The organism is Sphingomonas sp. Leaf20, from assembly GCF_001421535.1.
Taxonomy (GTDB): domain Bacteria; phylum Pseudomonadota; class Alphaproteobacteria; order Sphingomonadales; family Sphingomonadaceae; genus Sphingomonas.
In genome coordinates this window covers 494251-513158 of sequence record NZ_LMKN01000009.1, presented here as the reverse complement: position 1 = coordinate 513158, position 18908 = coordinate 494251, and the positions used below count along the sequence as shown (strand labels likewise).

Genomic DNA, 18908 nt, shown 5'->3' with positions numbered 1-18908 from the left:
GATCCTTCCTAGGAATACGATCTTCTATCGAGATCTGTCGAGAAATTATGCACCGGATAGCGCTACCATACTCAAACCGGCGGCTGCGGCAAGACAGGTCTGGTGCGTCAGCGACGGCGGATGCGGCCTTTCGCGCCGGACGCTGCGGGCGTGAACAGTGCCAGGGGTATCGCCTCGCCCATCGCACGGTAGCCGGCCTCTGACGGGTGAAGATGATCGCCCGAATCATAGGCTGCGGCCAGCCGGTCCGGACGCGCAGGATCACGCATCAGTGCATCGAAATCGATCACCGCGTCGAACAGGCCGGATGTCCGGATGAAGTGGTTGACCGCCTGACGATCGGCCTCGTTCTGGGCGCCAGGGTGATAATAGTCGTTGCCGCCGAACGGCATGACGGTGCCGCCGACGACCTTGATGCCATGCGCGTGCGCGCGGGTGACGATCTGGGTGTAGCCAGCGACGATCTGCGCGACCAGCGCGCGGTGCTGTGCCGTGGTCGCGGGCGCGTCGCGGGTCAGCGTGCCGAGATCGTTGATCCCCTCGAGCACGATCGCCCAGCGAACACCGCTTCGCGCAATCACGTCGCGGTCGAACCGCGCGAGTAGATTGGGCCCGAGCCCGTCGAGCAGGATGCGGTTGCCGCCGATCCCTGCATTGAGGACGCCGATCGCGCGGGTCGCCGGGCTGGCGCGGAGCCGTATCGCCAGCACGTCGGTCCACCGCGAATTACGCTCGGGCAGCACGCCATAGCCGTCGGTGATCGAGTCGCCGATCGCGACGATCGTGCCCGAATTGGTGCCTGGCGCGACGGGCGCCATGACCTCGATATCCGAGAGCGCATACCAGCGCGTCGTCGGCTTTGCTCCGGCGAGCGCGACATCCGCCGCATGCGCACCGCGAAGCGTGAAGCTGGTTGCCCGCGCGCCGGGATGCCCGGTCTGCGGCGTCGGCGCATCCGGCAGGTACAGGCTGACCGCGACGTCCGCGCCCGCCGCGACGTGCAGCGTGACCGGATCCGAATAGAGCTCCGCACCCGCGGGGATCACCGTGTCCGGCCGTCCCGCGAAGGTGAGGGAGGTGCCGCCGTCGATACGCGGCGTTCCCGGCGCGGCTGCGTGTGCAAGGTGAGCGGCGCCGATCGGCAGTGGTCGTGTGCCGAAGACGTTGGACAGCCGGACGCGGATCAGATCGCCACCCGCCGACACCCGTACGATCTGGCGCAGCGTGACGTCGCTCGCGCGGTCGGCGGGGAGCGCGTTATCGCCTTCCGGAACGAGCTGCGACGTGCCCCAGGTCGCGATCCAGCGAGGCTCGGACGGTTGCGCGGCTGCCGAACGCACGGCGGGCGCCTGTGCGGGGTTCCGGGCAACGGCGCCGGTGGAAAGCCCGGTCGACGCCAATGCGGTGGCGAGCAGCGCTGTTGCGATCCACGGCGTCGTGGCGCGTCTGCTGGCGGGTGCGATGCGATCGCGGGTCATTGCGGGTTGCCCGGCGCATAGGGGAAGCTCTGCGCCTTGTACCACGCCAGGTCGTGCGCAGGCGGTGCGGCACCCGCGGGCAGTGTGAGGCCGTTGATCGACATCCAGTAGCTCAGCGACGCATCGCGCCACCAGCGCGCCTCCTGCTCCTGGATCGCGAGGAAGCGATCGGTCTTCGTCCAGCGCTCCGCGTCGATCTCGCTCCGAAGCGCGTTCCATTGCTGTCGCATGCCGCCGACATAGCCGACGCCGCGGTCGTAATCATGCACCATCTCCGCCCAGAGCGTCCGCCCGGACGCCATCGGCCGGTCCCAGGCGACATGGTGGAACCACAGCAGGTCGCGTTCGGGCGTGGTCGCCGGATCCGCTAAGCCGCGTGCGACCGACGGGGCATATTGAGCAACCGCGTTGCTGCCCGTCCTGGTCCGGTCGAACCCGATCCCGGCCTTGTCGGCGCGGTGATAATAGACCGGGTTCCACTCGGGACGCTTCAGCTCGGCGACCCATGGGCCGGGACCATAATGATGCCCCGTCGCCATCACATGCGCGAGACCCAGCGGCGTCATATAGTCGACGACCGCCTCGCGCGATCCCATCATCATTGCGGTTACCGGACCGACGATCGCGGGCGAGGCGCCAAAGGTCATCGCCGCCCATTCGCGTGCGACAGGCTCGGCGCCGATCGTCGGATCCCAGGCCATGCGTCCGAACGCGTACCAGTTCGCCTGGTTGAACGGCGAACCGGCCCAGTCGCGATCGCGGCCGATATTGGCGACGCCCGCCATGCCGGTCAGCGCATGCCCCTCGAGCGATCCGTCGACCACGCGCGCGACGGTCGATCCCTTGCCCCTCACCATCGTGTCGCTCGCCAGCGTCTCGGCGAACATCGGTCCGAGATAGGCGAGGTGGGTCGCGAAACCGAGATATTCCTTCGTCGTCTGGAATTCGATCATCAGCGGCGTCCTGGGCATCGCGCCGAACAGCGGATGGAACGGCTCGCGCGGCTGGAAATCGATCGCGCCGTTCTTGACCTGGACGATGACGTTCTTCGCGAACCTGCCGTCGAGCGGCTTGAACTCGGTATAGGCCTGTTTCGCGCGATCGTCGGGATCGGTTTCGGCATAGACGAACGCGCGCCACATCACGATGCCGTCATGCGGTGCCACGGCGGCGGCGAGCATGTTGGCGCCGTCCGCATGGCTGCGGTTATAGTCGCGCGGGCCCGGCTGTCCCTCGCTGTTGGCCTTGACGAGGAACCCGCCGAAATCGGGGATCGCACGATAGATCTCGTCGGCCTTGGCCTTCCACCACGCCGCCACCTGCGGATCGAGCGGATCGGCCGTCTTCAGCCCGCCAAGCTCGATCGGTGCCGAAAAGCGTGCCGACAGATACACCTTGATTCCATAGGGGCGGAAGACGTCGGCCAGCGCCGCGGCCTTCGCGATATAGCGGGGCGACAGGCTCTCGGGCTTGGCATTGACGTTGTTCAGGACCGTCCCGTTGATCCCGATCGACGCATTGGCGCGTGCGTAATCGGTGTAGCGCGGATCCTTGAAGTCGGGGAGCGTCCACCAGTCCCACAAGGACTGCCCCGCATAGCCGCGCTCGACGACGCCATCGAGATTGTCCCAGTGATTGAGCACGCGCAACTTGACGCGCGGTGCCGAGGACAGCGCGACGCCTGCCAACGTCCCGCCGGTCTGGAGATGGCGCAGCAGCGCGAAGCTGCCGTACAGCACGCCCCGATCGGTGTTCGCGGTGATCAGCGTCACGCGTCGGCCGCCGATCGATACGGCGCGCACGACATAGCCCTCGTCCCCGAGCGACGCCACCGGCAGCCTGAGCGCCGCGACGTCGCGGTCGGACGCCGTCGCGAGCATGATCGCGGTCGTGCTGCTGCCCTGCAGCAAGGCGGCGCCCGTCAGGCCCGTCAGCCCGCGGCGCAGCTCGTCGGCGGCGGCCCGAAGCGTCGCGCTGTCGCCGCGGATTTCGACCGCCTGCGCGTCGCGATGCAGCGTCGCCGCCTTGGCGGGCGACAGCGTGCGATAGCGCATCCAGAGGTCATATCCATCCTCGGCCTGCGCCGCGGTCGTGCCGGCAACAAGCGCGGCAACGGTAAACCCAAGCCAACCAATCAGCCTCATTCTTTCCTCTCCCGCCGACCGGCTCCGCATTGACAACGGAATGGTTTGTCGGACATTGTTATCGCTATCACAACGACGGTGTCGACAGCAATGCCGCGTTTAGAGACAGGAGAAGACGGTTGTTTGGCGACAAGACTGGCGCGATACCCACCAATAGGCGGGCTGTGTTGCGATGGCTGGGCTCAGCGTCCGCTGCCGCACTGACCCCCGGCGTCGCGCTGGCGGCAACCGCGGAGCGGCTCGTCTACCGCGACCCCAGGGCGCCGGTCGACCTGCGCGTCCAGGACCTGATGGCGCGTATGACGCTCGACGAAAAGGTCGCGCAGCTCATCACCTTGTCGACGACCAAGAAGGACGTGATGGACGCCGCGCTCCGGTTCGACCCGGCGCGCGCGGACACCGCGTATCCGAACGGCATCGGCCAGATCGCACGTCCCTCCGACCGGGGCGGCGCGGCGACGCTGACCAACACGGGCAACGACGTCACGGGCCGGTGGCGCGCGCCGGCGGACACGATCGCGTTCGTCAACGCCGCGCAGCTTTGGGCGACGACACGCTCGCGGCTCGGCATCCCTATCCTGTTCCACGAGGAGGCGCTGCACGGCTTCATGGCCCCCGAGGCGACCAGCTTTCCGCAGGCCATCGCGTTGGCGGGCAGTTTCGACCGCGAGCTGGTGCGGCGGGTGAATGCGGTGATCGCGCGCGAAGTCCGTGCGCACGGCACCGTCCTCGCGCTGAGCCCAGTCGTCGACATCGCGCGCGACCCGCGCTGGGGCCGGATCGAGGAAACGTTCGGCGAAGACCCGTATCTGTGCGGCGAGATGGGCGTCGCCGCGGTGATCGGGCTGCAGGGCGAGAGCAAGACGCTGGCCCCCGACAAGGTGTTCGCGACGCTCAAGCACATGACCGGGCACGGCCAGCCCGAAAGCGGTGAAAACGTCGCGCCTGCGCCGCTCGCCGAACGCGAGCTGCGCGACTTCTTCTTCCCGCCGTTTCGTGCGGTCGTCACGCGTACCGGGGTGGGTGCGGTCATGCCGTCGTACAACGAGATCGATGGCGTGCCGAGCCATGCGAACACCTGGCTGCTGCAGGACGTGCTGCGCGGCGAATGGGGCTTCGACGGAGCGGTGGTCAGCGATTATGCGGCGATCGGCGAACTCGCATCGCTACATCACATCGCCGCGGATCGCGACGCGGCCGCCCGCCTCGCACTCGCCGCGGGGGTAGATTCGGATCTTCCGGACGGGCTGGCCTATCGCTCGCTCGCGGATCAGGTTCGCGCGGGCAAGGTCTCGCTCGCTGCGGTCGATGCCGCGTGCCGCCGGATGCTGACGATGAAGATCCGCTCGGGGATGTTCGAGCGCGCGACGGTCGATCCCAAGGCCGCGGCACGGCTGACGGGCAATGCTGAGGCGCGCGCGCTGGCGCTCGAGGCGGCGCATCGCTCGATCACGCTGCTCGTCAACGATGGCATCCTTCCGCTGACCGCGGGCGCGCACAAGCGCGTCGCGGTCATCGGTCCGAATGCCGCGGTCGGCCGGCTCGGCGGCTATTCGTCGATCCCCAAGGCGACGGTGTCGCTGCTCGAGGGCGTGCGTGCGCGGCTGAAAGGCAAGGCCGAGGTCGTCCATGCGCAGGGCGTCTTCATCACGCAGAGCGAGGACCGCTCCGCCAACGAAGTGCTGCTCGCGGATCCGGCGAAGAACCGGCAGCTGATCGACGAGGCGGTCGCCGTCGCGACTACCGCGGACCTCATCCTCGTCGCGGTGGGGGATACCGAGCAGACCAGCCGCGAAGGCTATGCGCGCAATCACCTCGGCGACCGCACGAGCCTCGACCTGCTCGGCGAACAGAATGCGCTCGTCGCCGCGATGAAGGCGACGGGGAAGCCGGTGATCGTGGTCGCGATCAACGGGCGCCCCCCGTCCTGGCCCGCCGCGGTCGAGAGCGCGAACGCGTTTCTCGAATGCTGGTATGCGGGGCAGGAGGGCGGCACCGCGATCGCGGACGTGCTGTTCGGCGACGTCAATCCCGGTGCCAAGCTGCCGGTGACGGTGGCGCGCAGCGTCGGCCAGCTGCCGGTGTTCTACAACGCCAAGCCGTCCGCCCGCCGCGGCTATCTGTTCGACACCACTGCGCCGCTGTTCCCGTTCGGCTTCGGGCTCAGCTACACCCGCTTCGAGATCGGCGCGCCGCGGCTGTCGGCGCCGCGGATCGGAATCGCCGGCTCGGTTACGGTCGCGGTCGAGGTCGCCAATGTCGGTGCACGCGCCGGCGACGAGGTCGTCCAGCTCTACGTCCGCGACCAGGTCTCGTCGGTGGCCCGCCCGATCCTCGAGCTCAAGGGTTTCGAGCGCGTCACGCTGGCCGCCGGCGAGCGACGCACGCTCAGTTTCACGCTGAACGCCGATGCGTTCCGGTTCTTCGACATCGCGATGCGTGAAGTCGTCGAGCCGGGGCTGTTCGACATCATGGTCGGTGCCGATTCCGCGCACCTCAAGACCGCAATTCTCGAAATCGTCTGAAGGTCTGCAATGCCCAGAATCGTTTCTGCCCGTGTCATCGTCACCTGCCCGGGGCGCAATTTCGTCACGCTGAAGATCACCTGCGACGACGGCACCACGGGGCTTGGCGACGCGACGCTCAACGGCCGCGAACTCAGCGTCGCGAGCTATCTGACCGATCACGTCGTGCCGTGCCTGATCGGCCGCGACGCGCACCGGATCGAGGATGTCTGGCAGTATCTCTACAAGGGCGCCTATTGGCGGCGCGGGCCCGTGACGATGGCGGCGATCGCGGCGGTCGATACCGCTTTGTGGGACATCAAGGGCAAGCTGGCGGGCATGCCGGTGTACCAATTGCTCGGCGGCGCGGCGCGCGATGCGTGCATGGTCTATGCGCACGCCAACGGCACGACGATCGAGGACACGATCGCGGTCGCCAGGGCCGAGCAGGCGAAGGGCTACAAGGCGATTCGCCTGCAATGCGGCGTGCCCGGCCTCGCCTCCACCTACGGCGTCGCCAAGCATGGCGCGCGCTACGAGCCTGCGGACGCCGACCTGCCGAGCGAGAGCGTCTGGTCGACCGAGAAATACCTCCGCGTCGTGCCCGAGTTGTTCAAGGCGGCGCGTGAAGCGATGGGGTGGGACGTCCACCTGCTGCACGACATTCATCACCGGCTGACGCCGATCGAGGCGGGGCGGCTGGGCAAGGCGCTCGAACCGTACAACCTGTTCTGGATCGAGGATCCGACGCCCGCCGAGAACCAGGAAGCGTTCAAACTGATCCGTCACCACACCACGACGCCGATCGCGGTGGGCGAGGTGTTCAATTCGATCTGGGATGCCAAGGACCTGATCCAGAACCAGCTGATCGACTATATCCGCGCGACCGTCGTGCATGCCGGCGGTATCACGCATCTGCGCCGGATCGCCGCGCTCGCCGACCTGTATCAGGTGCGGACCGGCTGCCACGGCGCGACCGACCTGTCGCCGGTGGCGATGGCGGCGGCGCTGCATTTCGGGCTGTCTGTGCCCAATTTCGGCGTGCAGGAGCATATGCCGCACACCGAAGAGACCGACGCGGTCTTCCCGCACGCGTATAGCTTCGACGACGGCATGATGCATCCGGGCGACGCCCCGGGACTGGGCGTCGACATCGACGAGGAACTGGCGGCGACCTACGACTATAAGCGCGCCTATCTCCCGGTCGCGCGCCTGGAAGACGGCACGCTGTGCAACTGGTGAACGGCGCCGCTGCCGTCGCGCTCGAAAAGCCGCGCGGCAAAGTCCGCTGGATCGTCTGCGCGCTGCTCTTCGCGGCGGTGGCGCTCAGCTATATCGACCGGCTCGTGCTCCCGACGCTCAAGCCCGAACTCCAGGCGCGCTACAACTGGAGCGAGCAGGGCTATGCCGATCTCGCGATCGCGTTCCAGGCGGCGTACGGCATCGCCTATGTGCTGTTCGGCCGGTTCGTCGACCGGGTAGGCGCCAAGATCGGCTATGCGGTCGCGGTGACCTTGTGGACGATCGGCCATGTCGCACACGCCTTGTTCACCAGCGCCGGCATGATGATCTTCGCGCGCATCCCGCTGGCGATCGGCGAGGCCGGCGCCTTCCCCGCCGCGCTCGCCGCGACCAACGAATGGTTTCCACAACGCGAGCGCGCGCTGGCGATCGGCATCTTCAACGCAGGCTCCAATGTCGGCGCGATCCTGACGCCGCTGGTTGTGCCGGTGATCGCGGTGACGTTCGGCTGGCGGATGGCGTTCGTCGCGACCGGCGCGCTGACGGTCATCTGGCTCGTCGCGTGGCTCGCTTTCTATCGGTCGCCGCGCAAGCATCCGCGCGTCACGCCTGAGGAACTAGCGTGGATCGAGGCCGATCCCGTGCCGCCCGCCAAGCCCGTCCGCTGGCGCACATTGCTGCGGTTGCGGCAGACCTGGGCGTATATGCTCGGGCGGTTCCTGATTGATCCGGTGTGGTGGACGTTCCTGTTCTGGCTGCCCGATTTCTTCAACCGGCAATACGGCGTGAAGATGCTCGACTTCGGTCCGCCGCTGGTCGCGGTGTATGTGTTGGCGGATGTCGGATCGATCGCGGGCGGCTGGTTCTCGTCGCGGCTGCTCAGCAAGGGCGCAACGCCGAACCGTGCACGCAAGACCGCGTTGTTCGTATGCGCCTTGTTCGCCTTGCCGATCATCTTCGCAGCGCAGGCCCCCGGATTGTGGTGGGCAGTCGCGGCGATCGGGCTGGCGTGCGCTTGCCATCAGGGCTTTTCCGCCAACGTCTATGCGATCCCCGGCGATCTGTTTCCGCGCGGGATGGGTGGATCGGTGATCGGTCTGGGCGGGCTCGCCGGCGCGTGCGGTGGCATGCTGATGGCCAAGTTCGCGGGCACGATCCTCGCCGGGGTCGGCAGCTATGGACCGATTTTCGCGGTTGCCGGCTGCGCCTATCTCGTCGCATTGCTGGTTATCCACTTGCTCGTACCGCGCTATACCCCCGTCGATCCGGAACGCCTTGCATGACCCAGCCGCTACGCCTGCACCCCGACCGCCTGTTTCCTGCCGACGGCCGTACCCTCGACATCGCGCGCGCGCTGCATGCGGGCGTCAAGGACCTGCCGATCGTGAGCCCGCACGGCCATACCGATCCGGCCTGGTTCGCGCGCGACGAGGCGTTCAGCGATCCGGCATCGCTGCTGATCGTCCCCGATCATTACGTGTTCCGGATGCTCTACAGCCAGGGCGTGCCGCTCGACGCGCTGGGCGTGCCGACGGTCGACGGCAGCCTCACGGAAAGCGACCCGCGCACAATCTGGCGGATCTTCGCCGACAACTATCACCTGTTCCGCGGCACGCCGTCGCGGATGTGGCTCGACTGGGTGTTCGCCGAAGCGTTCGGGATCGACGTCCGCCTCGAGCCCGCGACCGCGGACCTGTATTTCGACACGATCGACGCCGCGCTGAAGACCCCCGAATTCCGCCCGCGCGCGCTGTTCGACCGGTTCGGGATCGAGCTGATCGCGACCACGGAGAGCCCGCTCGACCCGCTCGAGCACCATGCCGCGATCCGCGCGAGTGGGTGGCAGGGGCGGGTCGTCACCGCCTATCGTCCCGACCCGGTCGTCGATCCCGACACGCCGGGCTTCGCCGCGAACGTCCGCCAGTTCGGCGAGACCGCGAACGAAGACGTCGGCAGCTATGCCGGCTATCTCGCCTCGCACCGGTTCCACCGCGCGCGGTTCCGCGCGGCAGGCGCGACCTCGACCGATCACGGCCACCCGTCGGCGGCGACCGCAGACCTGACATTCGCCGAAGCCGAGGCGCTCTACGCGCGCGTGATGGCCCAGCCGACCGCCGCGGACGCCGAACTCTTCCGCGCGCAGATGCTCACCGAGATGGCGGCGATGTCGGTCGAGGACGGGATGGTGATGCAGTTGCACCCCGCGGTCTCGCGCAGTCACAATGCGCAGGTGCTGGCACGGTTCGGTCGCGACAAGGGCGGCGACATCCCGCTGCCCGGCGAATTCGTCCGCGCGTTGAAGCCGCTGCTAGACCGGTTCGGTAACGATCCCCGGCTGACGCTGATCCTGTTCACGCTCGACGAGGATACCTATTCGCGCGAGCTGGCGCCGCTCGCGGGACATTACCCGGCGCTGCGGCTGGGGCCGCCCTGGTGGTTCCATGACAGCCCGGAGGGGATGCGGCGGTTCCGCGAGCGCGCGACCGAGACCGCGGGCTTCTACAACACGGTTGGGTTCAACGACGATACGCGCGCGTTCCTCTCGATCCCGGCGCGGCACGATGTCGCGCGGCGGATGGACTGCGGGTTTCTCGCGCAACTCGTCGCCGAGCACCGGCTCGAGGAGGACGAGGCGCACGAGGTCGCGCGCGCGCTCGCCTATGATCTCGTCAAGCAGGCGTATCGGCTGTGAGGCTGTCGCAGGCCACGCTCGACCGGCTGCCCGCTGACGTCGTCCGCCCCGCCTATGACCGCGCGTCGGTCAGGCCCGGCGTCGTGCATCTCGGCATCGGCGCTTTCCACCGCGCGCATCAGGCGACGATCTTCGAGGCCGCGCTCGCAAGCGGTGATCTGCGCTGGGGGATCATCGGCGTGTCGCTGCGATCCCCGCAGGTCCGCGACCAGCTCGTTCCACAGGACGGACTGTACACGGTGGTCGAGCGTGACGGCAGCGACGAGCGCCTGCAGGTCATCGGTGCGATCGTCGACGTCCTCGTCGCGCCGGAGGATCCTTCCGCGGTCGTCGCGGCGATCGCGTCGCCCGAGACGCACCTCGTCACGCTGACGGTGACCGAGAAGGGGTACAAGCTGGATCGCGCAACCGGATCGCTGCAGGCAGGTGATCCCGACATCGTGCAGGATCTCGCGTCGCTCGACCGTCCGCGGACGGTACCGGGACTGCTGGTCGCCGGGCTCGCTGCGCGTCGCGCCGCGGGGCCCGGTCCGCTGACCGTGATGTCGTGCGACAATCTGCCGCACAACGGGACGCTGTTGCGCAGCGCGGTGCTCGCGATGGCGCAGCCGCATGATCCGGCGCTTGCCGCGTGGATTGCCGCCGAGGTCGCCTTCCCGCAGACGATGGTCGACCGGATCGTTCCTGCCACCACCGACGACGATATCGCGCGACTGGGCCAGACGCTCGGCGTCACCGATCAGGCGATGGTGAAGGCCGAGCCGTTCCTGCAATGGGTGGTCGAGGACAAATTTGCCGGCGCGCGCCCCGACCTTGCGGCGTTCGGCGTTCAACTGACCGACGCCGTCGCGCCCTGGGAGGACGCCAAGCTGCGCCTGCTCAACGGGGCGCATTCGGCGATCGCCTATCTGGGCGGACTCGCGGGCCTCGATTTCGTGCACGAGGTTGTCGCGATTCCGGCGGCGCGCGCGTTCGTCGAGGCCTTGTGGGACGAAAGCGCGACGACGCTCGATCCGCCCGCCGGGCTCGATCTCACCGCCTATCGCGCGGCGTTGATGGCGCGGTTCGCGAATGCTGCGCTTCAGCACCGGACGCGTCAGATTGCGATGGATGGCTCGCAGAAGCTTCCGCAGCGCCTGCTCGCGCCGATCGCCGAGCGGCGGGCAAAGGGCCTTGGCGTCGATACGCTCGCGCTTGCCGTCGCGGCGTGGATCCGCTGGCAATCGGGACGGACCGATATGGGTGAGGCGTTCGCGATCGACGATCCGATCGCGGATCGGCTGGGAAGCGCGGTCGCGGGCACGGCGGATACGGGTGCGCGCGTCGATGCGCTGCTCGGGCTGCTCGGGTTCACCACCGATGCCGACCTGCATGCGACGCTGGTCGCCGCGGTCGACCAACTCGCACAGGTCGGTGCGCTGGCGATGCTCGAGCGCTATCGGCGCTAATTGCGGCCGGTAGCCGCACGCCGCTCCCGTGGGGGACCGGCGTGCGGCCGGTGGTTACGCGGCCTCGACGACGCCGTCGATCACGCGCTCGAGCCCCAGCGGGTTGGCGTGCTTGACGGCGCGCGGCAGCAACGCGTCGGGCAGGTCCTGATAGCAGACCGGGCGCAGGAAGCGCTCGATCGCCGCGGTGCCGACCGACGTCCCGCGCGGATCCGACGTCGCGGGGAAGGGGCCGCCATGCACCATCGCTGTCGACACCTCGACACCCGTCGGCCAGCCATTGGCGAGGATGCGACCGGCCTTGCGCTCGAGCAGCGGGACGAGCGTTGCCGCGGCGTCGTGGTCCGCCTCGTCGAGATGCAGCGTTGCGGTCAGCTGCCCCTCGAGCCCGGCGAGCACATCACGCAGCTGCGCCATGTCGCGGCAGCGGATGATCAGCGATGCCGCGCCGAACACCTCATGCGACAGCGCCACGTCCGCCATGAACGCGTCCGCGGTCGTCGAGAACAGCGCCGCACGGCCGCGGTTGCAGCCCGTACCCTCGGCGCCACGCGCGAGCGTCGCGATCTCGGCATGGCTTTCGAGCGCGGTGACGCCCTTGTCATAGGCGGCATGGATGCCGGGGGTCAGCATGACCTGCGGCTGGGCGGCGCTCAGCGCCTCCGCCGCGGTCGCCGCGAACGCGTCGAGTTCGGGCCCGTCCAGCGCGACGACGATGCCGGGGTTGGTGCAGAACTGGCCCGAACCCATCGTCAGCGACCCGACATAGCCCTTGGCCAGCGCCTCGCCCCGCGCCGCGAGCGCCGCCGGCATCAGGATGACCGGGTTGATGCTGCTCATCTCGGCATAGACCGGGATCGGCTCGGCGCGTCGGTTGGCGAGCTCGACCAGCGCGAGACCGCCCGCGCGCGATCCGGTGAAGCCGACCGCCTTGATCCGCGGATCGACGACGAGTGAGGCGCCGAGCGCATTCGATGGCCCCTGGACCAGCGAGAACACGCCCTCGGGCAGGCCGCATTTCGCGACCGCCGCCTGGATCGCGCGCGCGACCATCACGGTTGCGCCGGGATGCGCGGGGTGACCCTTGACCACGACGGGGCAACCCGCTGCGAGCGCGGATGCCGTGTCGCCGCCGGCAACCGAGAAGGCGAGCGGGAAGTTCGATGCGCCGAACACCGCGACCGGGCCGACCGCGATCCGGCGCTGGCGCAGGTCGGACCGGGGCAGGGGCGTGCGGTCGGGCAGCGCGGAGTCGATCGTCACCTGCGTATAGCGGCCCTGGCGGAGCAGCTTGGCGAACATGCGAAGCTGGCCGGTGGTGCGGCCACGCTCGCCTTCGAGACGCGGCCGGGGCAGGCCGCTTTCGAGGATGGCACGCGCCACCAGCTCTTCACCGATCGCTTCGATCTCGGACGCGATCGTCTCGAGGAAGGTCGCGCGGTCCGCCGGATCGGTCTCGCGGAATGCATCGAACGCGGCGTCCGCCAGCGCGCATGCTTCCGCGACGTTCTCGGGGGACGATACGGCGAACGCGGTATCGAGCGTGTCGTTCGTCGCGGGATCGATGCCCTCGAACGTCGTGTCGCTGGTGACCGCACGCGCGCCGATCAGGAAACTGCCGTCCATGATATCATTCTCCTAGGAATTCGATTGAGGCCGTGATGTCGCAGGGGCGGACGCGGAGCGCCCGACCCGTGACGGTGGGATAATCCGCCATCGCCCCGTTGCAACGGGCGCCGGGTGCGCGCCGTTGATCCGGACACTATCTGAGGGTCCTGCCGCGCCGTTTCCACCCGTCAGGGCGAAACGCGTATCGTCCGCGGCGCATCGTTCTCCCGTCACACCATCACAAACGCATCATAGCAAGAATGGATGCTACCGCTACCATTGTGTGCATGCGATGGTGCGCGATCGGCAGGCGGCGGCGTCACGTGCGATTTCGGCACGGAATATGGGGCTTTCCGGCAGTGCGCGGCATGCTAGGGTTTCAACGATGACGACCAGTGTTCGCAAAACTCGTACCACCAAGCGGCAGGGCGGCGCGCCGACCATTTCGGACGTGGCGCTGCTCGCCGGGGTATCGCCGATGACCGTGTCGCGCGTCATCAACGCCGATACCAATGTTCGCGAAACCACGCGCGAGGCGGTCAACGTCGCGATCGCACAGCTCAACTACGCCCCCAATCCGGCCGCGCGCAGTCTCGCGGGTGCAGCGCAGTTGCGGATCGCGTTGCTCTATTCGAATCCCAGCGCGAGCTATCTCAGCGAATTCCTCGTCGGCAGTCTCGACCAGGCCGGGCGCAGCGACATCCAGCTGATCGTCGAGAAATGTGAAATCGGCGACCATGACGTCGAGGTCGCCGAACGGCTGGTCCGGAGCGGGATCGACGGCGTCGTCCTGCCGCCACCGCTCTGCGACTCGAAGGGCGTGCTCGAGGTGCTGCTCAACGCCAAGATCCCCACCGTCGTCGTCGCGACCGGGCGCGCGCCCGAAGAGGCGGCGTCGGTCAGCATCGACGACATGCAGGCCGCGCACGCCATGACCGCGCATCTGGTCGGGCTCGGTCACGCGCGGATCGGCTTCATCATCGGCAACCCCAACCAGACCGCCAGCGCCAAGCGGCTCGAGGGCTATCGCGCGGCGCTCGCCGAACACGGTGTCGCCGCGGATGAGACGCTGATCGCGCAAGGCCTGTTCACCTATCGCTCGGGGCTCGATGCGGCGGAGCATCTGATGGACGCGCCGAACCCGCCGACGGCGATCTTCGCAAGCAACGACGACATGGCCGCGGCAACGGTCGCGGTCGCGCATCGTCGCGGGCTCGACGTGCCCGGCGACCTGACCGTCTGCGGGTTCGACGACAGTGCGCTGGCGACGACGATCTGGCCCGAGCTCACGACCATCCATCAGCCGATCGCGACGATGTCGCGCGCCGCGGTCGAACTGCTCGTCGGGATCGTCCGCTCGGCGCGCAATGGCAAGACCGAGCGCGCGCGGCACGTCCTGCTCGACTACACGCTGATCCGCCGCCAGTCCGACGCCGCACCGCGTCGCCGCCCCTCGACTCGCGCGCAGCACAAATCGAGCAGGGACTAGGTCCGGCGACCGGGCAATGATCCGGCGCGACATTGATCCGGCGCGACATTGTTTTGACACGCTTTTTCGTCGCGTTGACCGCCCGCCGTCACGCTATCGCTTGACTGGGCCGTCAGTGACGGTAGCGCTCTCATAGGGTTATAACAGGAGAGATATCTTGGATCGCGTACCGGCAAGGCCGTTCCGTTCCCGCGACTGGTTCGCCGACCCCGCCCGGTCGGACATGACCGCGCTGTATCTCGAACGCTTCATGAATTACGGGCTGACCCCCGCCGAGCTTCGCTGCGGCAAGCCGATCATCGGGATCGCGCAGACCGGCAGCGACCTGTCGCCGTGCAACCGAATCCACGTCGAACTCGCCAAGCGGACGCGCGACGGAATTATTGCCGCGGGCGGGATCCCGATGGAATTCCCGACGATCCCGATCTTCGAGAACTGCCGTCGCCCGACCGCCGCGCTCGATCGCAACCTCGCCTACATGACGCTCGTCGAGACGCTTTACGGCTACCCGATCGACGCGGTGGTGCTGACCACCGGGTGCGACAAGACGACCCCCGCGGGGATCATGGCGGTATCGACGGTCGATATTCCGGCGATCGTGCTGTCGGGCGGTCCGATGCTCGATGGCTGGCACGACGGCGAACTCGTCGGGTCGGGCACCGTGATCTGGCGCAGCCGCCGCAAGCTCGCCGCGGGTGAGATCGACGAGGAGGAGTTCCTCCAGCGTGCCACCGACAGCGCTCCGTCCGCGGGGCATTGCAACACGATGGGTACCGCCTCGACGATGAACGCGGTCGCCGAGGCGCTTGGCATGTCGCTGACGGGGTGCGCCGCGATCCCCGCGCCGTACCGCGAACGCGGCCAGATGGCGTACGAGACCGGACGGCGGATCGTCGACATGGCGTATGAAGACCTGCGCCCGTCGAAGATCCTGACGCGCGCGGCGTTCCTGAACGCGATCCGCGTCGTCAGCGCGATCGGCGGATCGAGCAACGCGCAGCCGCACATCATGGCGATGGCGCAGCACGCCGGCGTCGAGCTCGACATGGCGGACTGGGCGGACCACGGCTACGACGTCCCGCTGATCGTCAACATGCAGCCCGCGGGCAAATATCTCGGTGAGCGGTTTCATCGTGCCGGCGGCGTGCCCGCGGTGATGCACGAGCTGTCCGAGGCGGGGATGCTCGACACCAGCTGCCTGACGATCACCGGACGCAGCGTCGGCGACAATCTCGGCGGGCGTGTCACGAACGACCGCGAGATGATCCACACGCTCGAGGCCCCCCTGCTCGAGCGCGCGGGGTTCCTCGTGCTCAAGGGCAATTTGTTCGACCATGCGATCATGAAGACCTCGGTGATTTCCGACGCCTTCCGGATGCGTTATCTGTCGACCCCCGGCGCCGAGAACCGGTTCGAAGCGCGCGCGGTCGTGTTCGACGGGTCGGACGACTATCATCACCGCATCAACGACCCTGCGCTCGGCATCGATGCGCAGTGCATCCTCGTCATCCGCGGCTCGGGACCGATCGGCTGGCCCGGCTCGGCCGAGGTCGTCAACATGCAGCCGCCCGACGCCCTGATCCAGCAGGGCGTGCTGACGCTGCCGACGCTGGGCGACGGCCGGCAGTCGGGTACGTCGGACAGCCCGTCGATCCTCAACGTCTCGCCCGAAAGCGCGGTCGGGGGCGGCCTCGCATGGCTGCGCGACGGTGACATGATCCGCATCGACCTCGAAGCCGGCACCTGCAATGCGCTCGTCGAGCCGGACGAGATCGCGCGCCGCAAGACCGAGCCCGTACCGCCGATTCCACCGAGCAATTCGCCGTGGGAGGAACTGTACCGCGAGAAGACGGGGCAGCTGGCGCAGGGCGGCGTGCTCGACTTCGCGGTCAAGTATCGCGGGATCGCAGCCAGGACACCGCGGCACAACCACTAGGGACGGGCAGTAGGGGGAAGGGGGCGTTCGCCCCCCTCCTTCGCATCCCCAACGCTCGGCTATACGGCGGTCAGCGTCATCGTGATCGCGTGGCTCTCGTCTGGCTGCAGGACGGCGGGCACGGCGCGGTTGAACGCATCGGGCATCGCGTTGACCGGCTCGACGCAGAAATACGGCTCGCCCGGCGGCGTGAACACGTGGAGGAACGACGTGTTCGTACCGGCCAGCCGCAGATCGCCATCGTCGCGCAATATCGTCGCGGTGCCCGACCATCCTTCATAGCTGTTGTCGATCAGGCTCGTCCGTTCGACCGTTTCGCCCGCAGCCCAGTCGCCGAGCCGGTCCGCCGGCGACGGCTCGGTCGGCAGAAACGCGTCATCGATCAGCCACATCCGCTCCGCATCGAAGCGAAGGCGCGAAACCCCGGCCTTTGTGAAATAGGGATGAAGACCAAGCGAGAAGGGCATCGCCCGATCGCCGGTGTTGGTGAGCGACAGCGTCAGGTGCAGCCCCTCATCGCCGAGCATGATCCGCTGCTCCGCGTCATGCGCCCACGGCCAGCCATCATCTGCGCCGTGACGATAATGAAGCGTCGCGGATCGTTCGTCGCTCTGTTCGACGGTCCAGGGCTGGAGCCACCCCGTGCCGTGCAGCGGATGCGCTTGGTCCGCGACGTTGCGCGGGATGACGAACCCTTCGCCCTCGAAACTGAAGCGGCCATCGGCTATCCGGTTCGCATAAGGCACCAGCGGGAAGCACGCGGCCTCGAGCGGGTGCCGCGCGTCGTGCGGGGTAGGGCGGAAGATGTCGGCCCCGTCACGCCGGAGCGCACCGATCGCGCCCCCCAGCGCGGGGAGCAGGTCGAGCTCCCACGCGCCGCATGCCAGTCGCATCGTCAACCGACCATGTCCTCGAGTTCGCGACCGCGGGTTTCGGTGACCATCTTCTGGACGAAGAAGAACGAAACGAGCGCGGCAATCGCATAGCCGAGATAGGTGATCGCCAGACCCGGCGACAGCACGAGCGACGGGAAGCTCACCGAGATCACCGCGTTGGCGATCCACTGTGCGAAGCCCGATACTGCGAGCGCCGACCCGCGGATCTGGTTCGGGAACATCTCGCCCAGCATCACCCACATTACCGGGCCCCAGCTGACGTTGAAGAAGATCACGTACATGTTGGCCGCAATCAGCGCGATCAGCCCGGTGTTGCCTGGCAGCGTGACGCCGACGCCCGACGCCGCAGGGATCGCGTTCGAGAACGCCCAGGCGACGATACCCAGCGTGACGGTCATGCCGGCCGAGCCGACGAGCAGCAGCGGCTTGCGCCCGATCTTGTCGATCAGCGCGATCGTCAGCAGGCATGCCGCGATCGAGAGCACGCCCGACAGGATGTTGATCTGGAGCGCATTGTCCTCGGTAAAGCCCACCGCCTCCCACAGCGTCGCGCCATAATAGAAGACGACGTTGATGCCGACGAGCTGCTGGAACACCGCGAGGCCGATACCTGCCCACAGGATCGGGCGGATCTTGCCGGTCTTCTTGTCGATCAGGTCGGACAGCCGCGGCTTGTGATGATCGACCGCGAGCGACGCACGGATCTCTGCGACCTTGCGACGCGCTTCGGCATTGCCGAACAGCCGCGTCAGAACGGTCTCGGCGCGCGCGTCATGCCCCTTGACGACGAGGTAGCGCGGGCTTTCTGGAATGAAGAACAGCGCGACGAAATAAATCGCTGCGGGAATGACCTGGAGCCAGAACATCCAGCGCCACGCCTGATAGCCCAGCCAGAATTCGGCAGTCGATCCGCCGGCGATCCGCGCAAGCGCGAAATTGGCGACGAACGCGCCGGTCAGGCCGGAGATGATCATGACCTGCTGGATGCTGGTCAGCCGTCCGCGAATATTGGCCGGAGCGACCTCGGAAATATAGACGGGCGATGTGACGCTTGCCGCGCCGACGCCGAACCCGCCGATGATCCGCGCGATGATGAACACAGCGGACGTGTCCGCCGCGCCTGCCGCGAGCGCGCTGATGATGAACAGGACCGCGGCCAGCATCATCGTGTTGCGGCGACCGATCACGTCGGACAGCCGGCCTGCGGCAAACGCACCGACCGACGACCCGACCAGGATCGCGCCGACATTGACGCCGATCCCGAACCGGCCGAGCCCGAACGCCGCCTCGATCCCCTTCTGTGTCCCGTTGATCACGCCCGAATCATACCCGAACATGAATCCGCCGACGGTCGCGACCGCGACGATCAGGCCGATCAACGTCCCGTTGACGCGACCTGCGTCGATGCCCGGGTCCGTGACAGTTGCCGTGCCGTTCATTAAGGCTTCCTTCCAGATGGTACGCGCTCTGA

At 67.8% G+C, this 18908-nt stretch carries 12 protein-coding genes; 7 read left to right on the top strand and 5 right to left on the bottom strand.

Features of this window, described 5'->3' with window-relative positions; translation table 11 throughout:
• Positions 1–107: 107 nt before the first annotated feature.
• Entirely contained in the window at positions 108–1478 is a 1371-nt protein-coding gene (locus ASE72_RS15760) for an SGNH/GDSL hydrolase family protein (RefSeq protein ID WP_082446156.1), read from the bottom strand.
• Positions 1475–3622 (bottom strand): alpha-glucuronidase family glycosyl hydrolase, encoded by a 2148-nt coding sequence (locus ASE72_RS15755; RefSeq protein WP_056023439.1) that lies wholly within the window; start codon positions 3620–3622, stop codon positions 1475–1477. The genes ASE72_RS15760 and ASE72_RS15755 overlap by 4 nt, the downstream gene beginning before the upstream one ends.
• A 164-nt stretch (positions 3623–3786) precedes the next feature.
• Between ASE72_RS15755 and ASE72_RS15750 the strand changes: the two genes are divergently transcribed.
• Genes ASE72_RS15750 through ASE72_RS15730 form a run of 5 tightly spaced genes read left to right on the top strand, consistent with a single transcriptional unit; the run spans position 3787 to position 11508 of the window.
• Complete coding sequence (locus ASE72_RS15750) at positions 3787–6147, top strand: glycoside hydrolase family 3 N-terminal domain-containing protein (RefSeq protein WP_443024778.1); 2361 nt, start codon at positions 3787–3789, stop codon at positions 6145–6147.
• 9 nt (positions 6148–6156) lie between these two features.
• Positions 6157–7368: a D-mannonate dehydratase ManD gene (manD, locus tag ASE72_RS15745; protein ID WP_056023436.1), complete on the top strand. Its 1212-nt coding sequence runs from the start codon at positions 6157–6159 to the stop codon at positions 7366–7368.
• Positions 7362–8651, top strand: coding sequence for an MFS transporter (locus ASE72_RS15740; RefSeq protein WP_235532421.1), 1290 nt, complete (start codon positions 7362–7364; stop codon positions 8649–8651). Before manD ends, ASE72_RS15740 begins: the two co-directional genes overlap by 7 nt.
• Entirely contained in the window at positions 8648–10060 is a 1413-nt protein-coding gene (gene uxaC, locus ASE72_RS15735; protein WP_056023432.1) for a glucuronate isomerase, read from the top strand. Before ASE72_RS15740 ends, uxaC begins: the two co-directional genes overlap by 4 nt.
• On the top strand, positions 10057–11508 hold the full coding sequence (locus tag ASE72_RS15730; protein WP_056023429.1) for a mannitol dehydrogenase family protein: 1452 nt from the start codon (positions 10057–10059) through the stop codon (positions 11506–11508). Before uxaC ends, ASE72_RS15730 begins: the two co-directional genes overlap by 4 nt.
• A gap of 54 nt (positions 11509–11562) precedes the next feature.
• On the opposite strand, the gene ASE72_RS15725 is transcribed toward ASE72_RS15730, so the two are convergent.
• Positions 11563–13137 (bottom strand): aldehyde dehydrogenase (NADP(+)), encoded by a 1575-nt coding sequence (locus tag ASE72_RS15725; RefSeq protein WP_443024784.1) that lies wholly within the window; start codon positions 13135–13137, stop codon positions 11563–11565.
• A 364-nt stretch (positions 13138–13501) separates the two neighbouring features.
• Here ASE72_RS15725 and ASE72_RS15720 point away from each other — a divergent pair, with 364 nt between their 5' ends.
• On the top strand, positions 13502–14605 hold the full coding sequence (locus tag ASE72_RS15720) for a LacI family DNA-binding transcriptional regulator (protein WP_082446154.1): 1104 nt from the start codon (positions 13502–13504) through the stop codon (positions 14603–14605).
• A 154-nt stretch (positions 14606–14759) separates the two neighbouring features.
• Positions 14760–16541: an IlvD/Edd family dehydratase gene (locus ASE72_RS15715; RefSeq protein ID WP_268795914.1), complete on the top strand. Its 1782-nt coding sequence runs from the start codon at positions 14760–14762 to the stop codon at positions 16539–16541.
• A 59-nt stretch (positions 16542–16600) separates the two neighbouring features.
• On the opposite strand, the gene ASE72_RS15710 is transcribed toward ASE72_RS15715, so the two are convergent.
• The gene (locus tag ASE72_RS15710; RefSeq protein WP_056023421.1) at positions 16601–17434 is read right to left on the bottom strand and encodes an aldose 1-epimerase; all 834 of its coding nucleotides are present in this window, start codon (positions 17432–17434) and stop codon (positions 16601–16603) included.
• A 2-nt stretch (positions 17435–17436) separates the two neighbouring features.
• Positions 17437–18876, bottom strand: a complete 1440-nt coding sequence (locus ASE72_RS15705) for a sugar porter family MFS transporter (RefSeq protein WP_056023418.1) — start codon at positions 18874–18876, stop codon at positions 17437–17439.
• Positions 18877–18908 lie beyond the last annotated feature (32 nt).

Bases quoted from the DNA above. Each gene is read 5' to 3' on its own strand.
- ASE72_RS15760 (WP_082446156.1), bottom strand. From the start codon at position 1,478: ATGACCCGCGATCGCATCGCACCCGCCAGCAGACGCGCCACGACGCCG.
- ASE72_RS15755 (WP_056023439.1), bottom strand. From the start codon at position 3,622: ATGAGGCTGATTGGTTGGCTTGGGTTTACCGTTGCCGCGCTTGTTGCC.
- manD (WP_056023436.1), top strand. From the start codon at position 6,157: ATGCCCAGAATCGTTTCTGCCCGTGTCATCGTCACCTGCCCGGGGCGC.
- uxaC (WP_056023432.1), top strand. From the start codon at position 8,648: ATGACCCAGCCGCTACGCCTGCACCCCGACCGCCTGTTTCCTGCCGAC.
- ASE72_RS15720 (WP_082446154.1), top strand. From the start codon at position 13,502: ATGACGACCAGTGTTCGCAAAACTCGTACCACCAAGCGGCAGGGCGGC.
- ASE72_RS15710 (WP_056023421.1), bottom strand. From the start codon at position 17,434: ATGCGACTGGCATGCGGCGCGTGGGAGCTCGACCTGCTCCCCGCGCTG.
- ASE72_RS15705 (WP_056023418.1), bottom strand. From the start codon at position 18,876: ATGAACGGCACGGCAACTGTCACGGACCCGGGCATCGACGCAGGTCGC.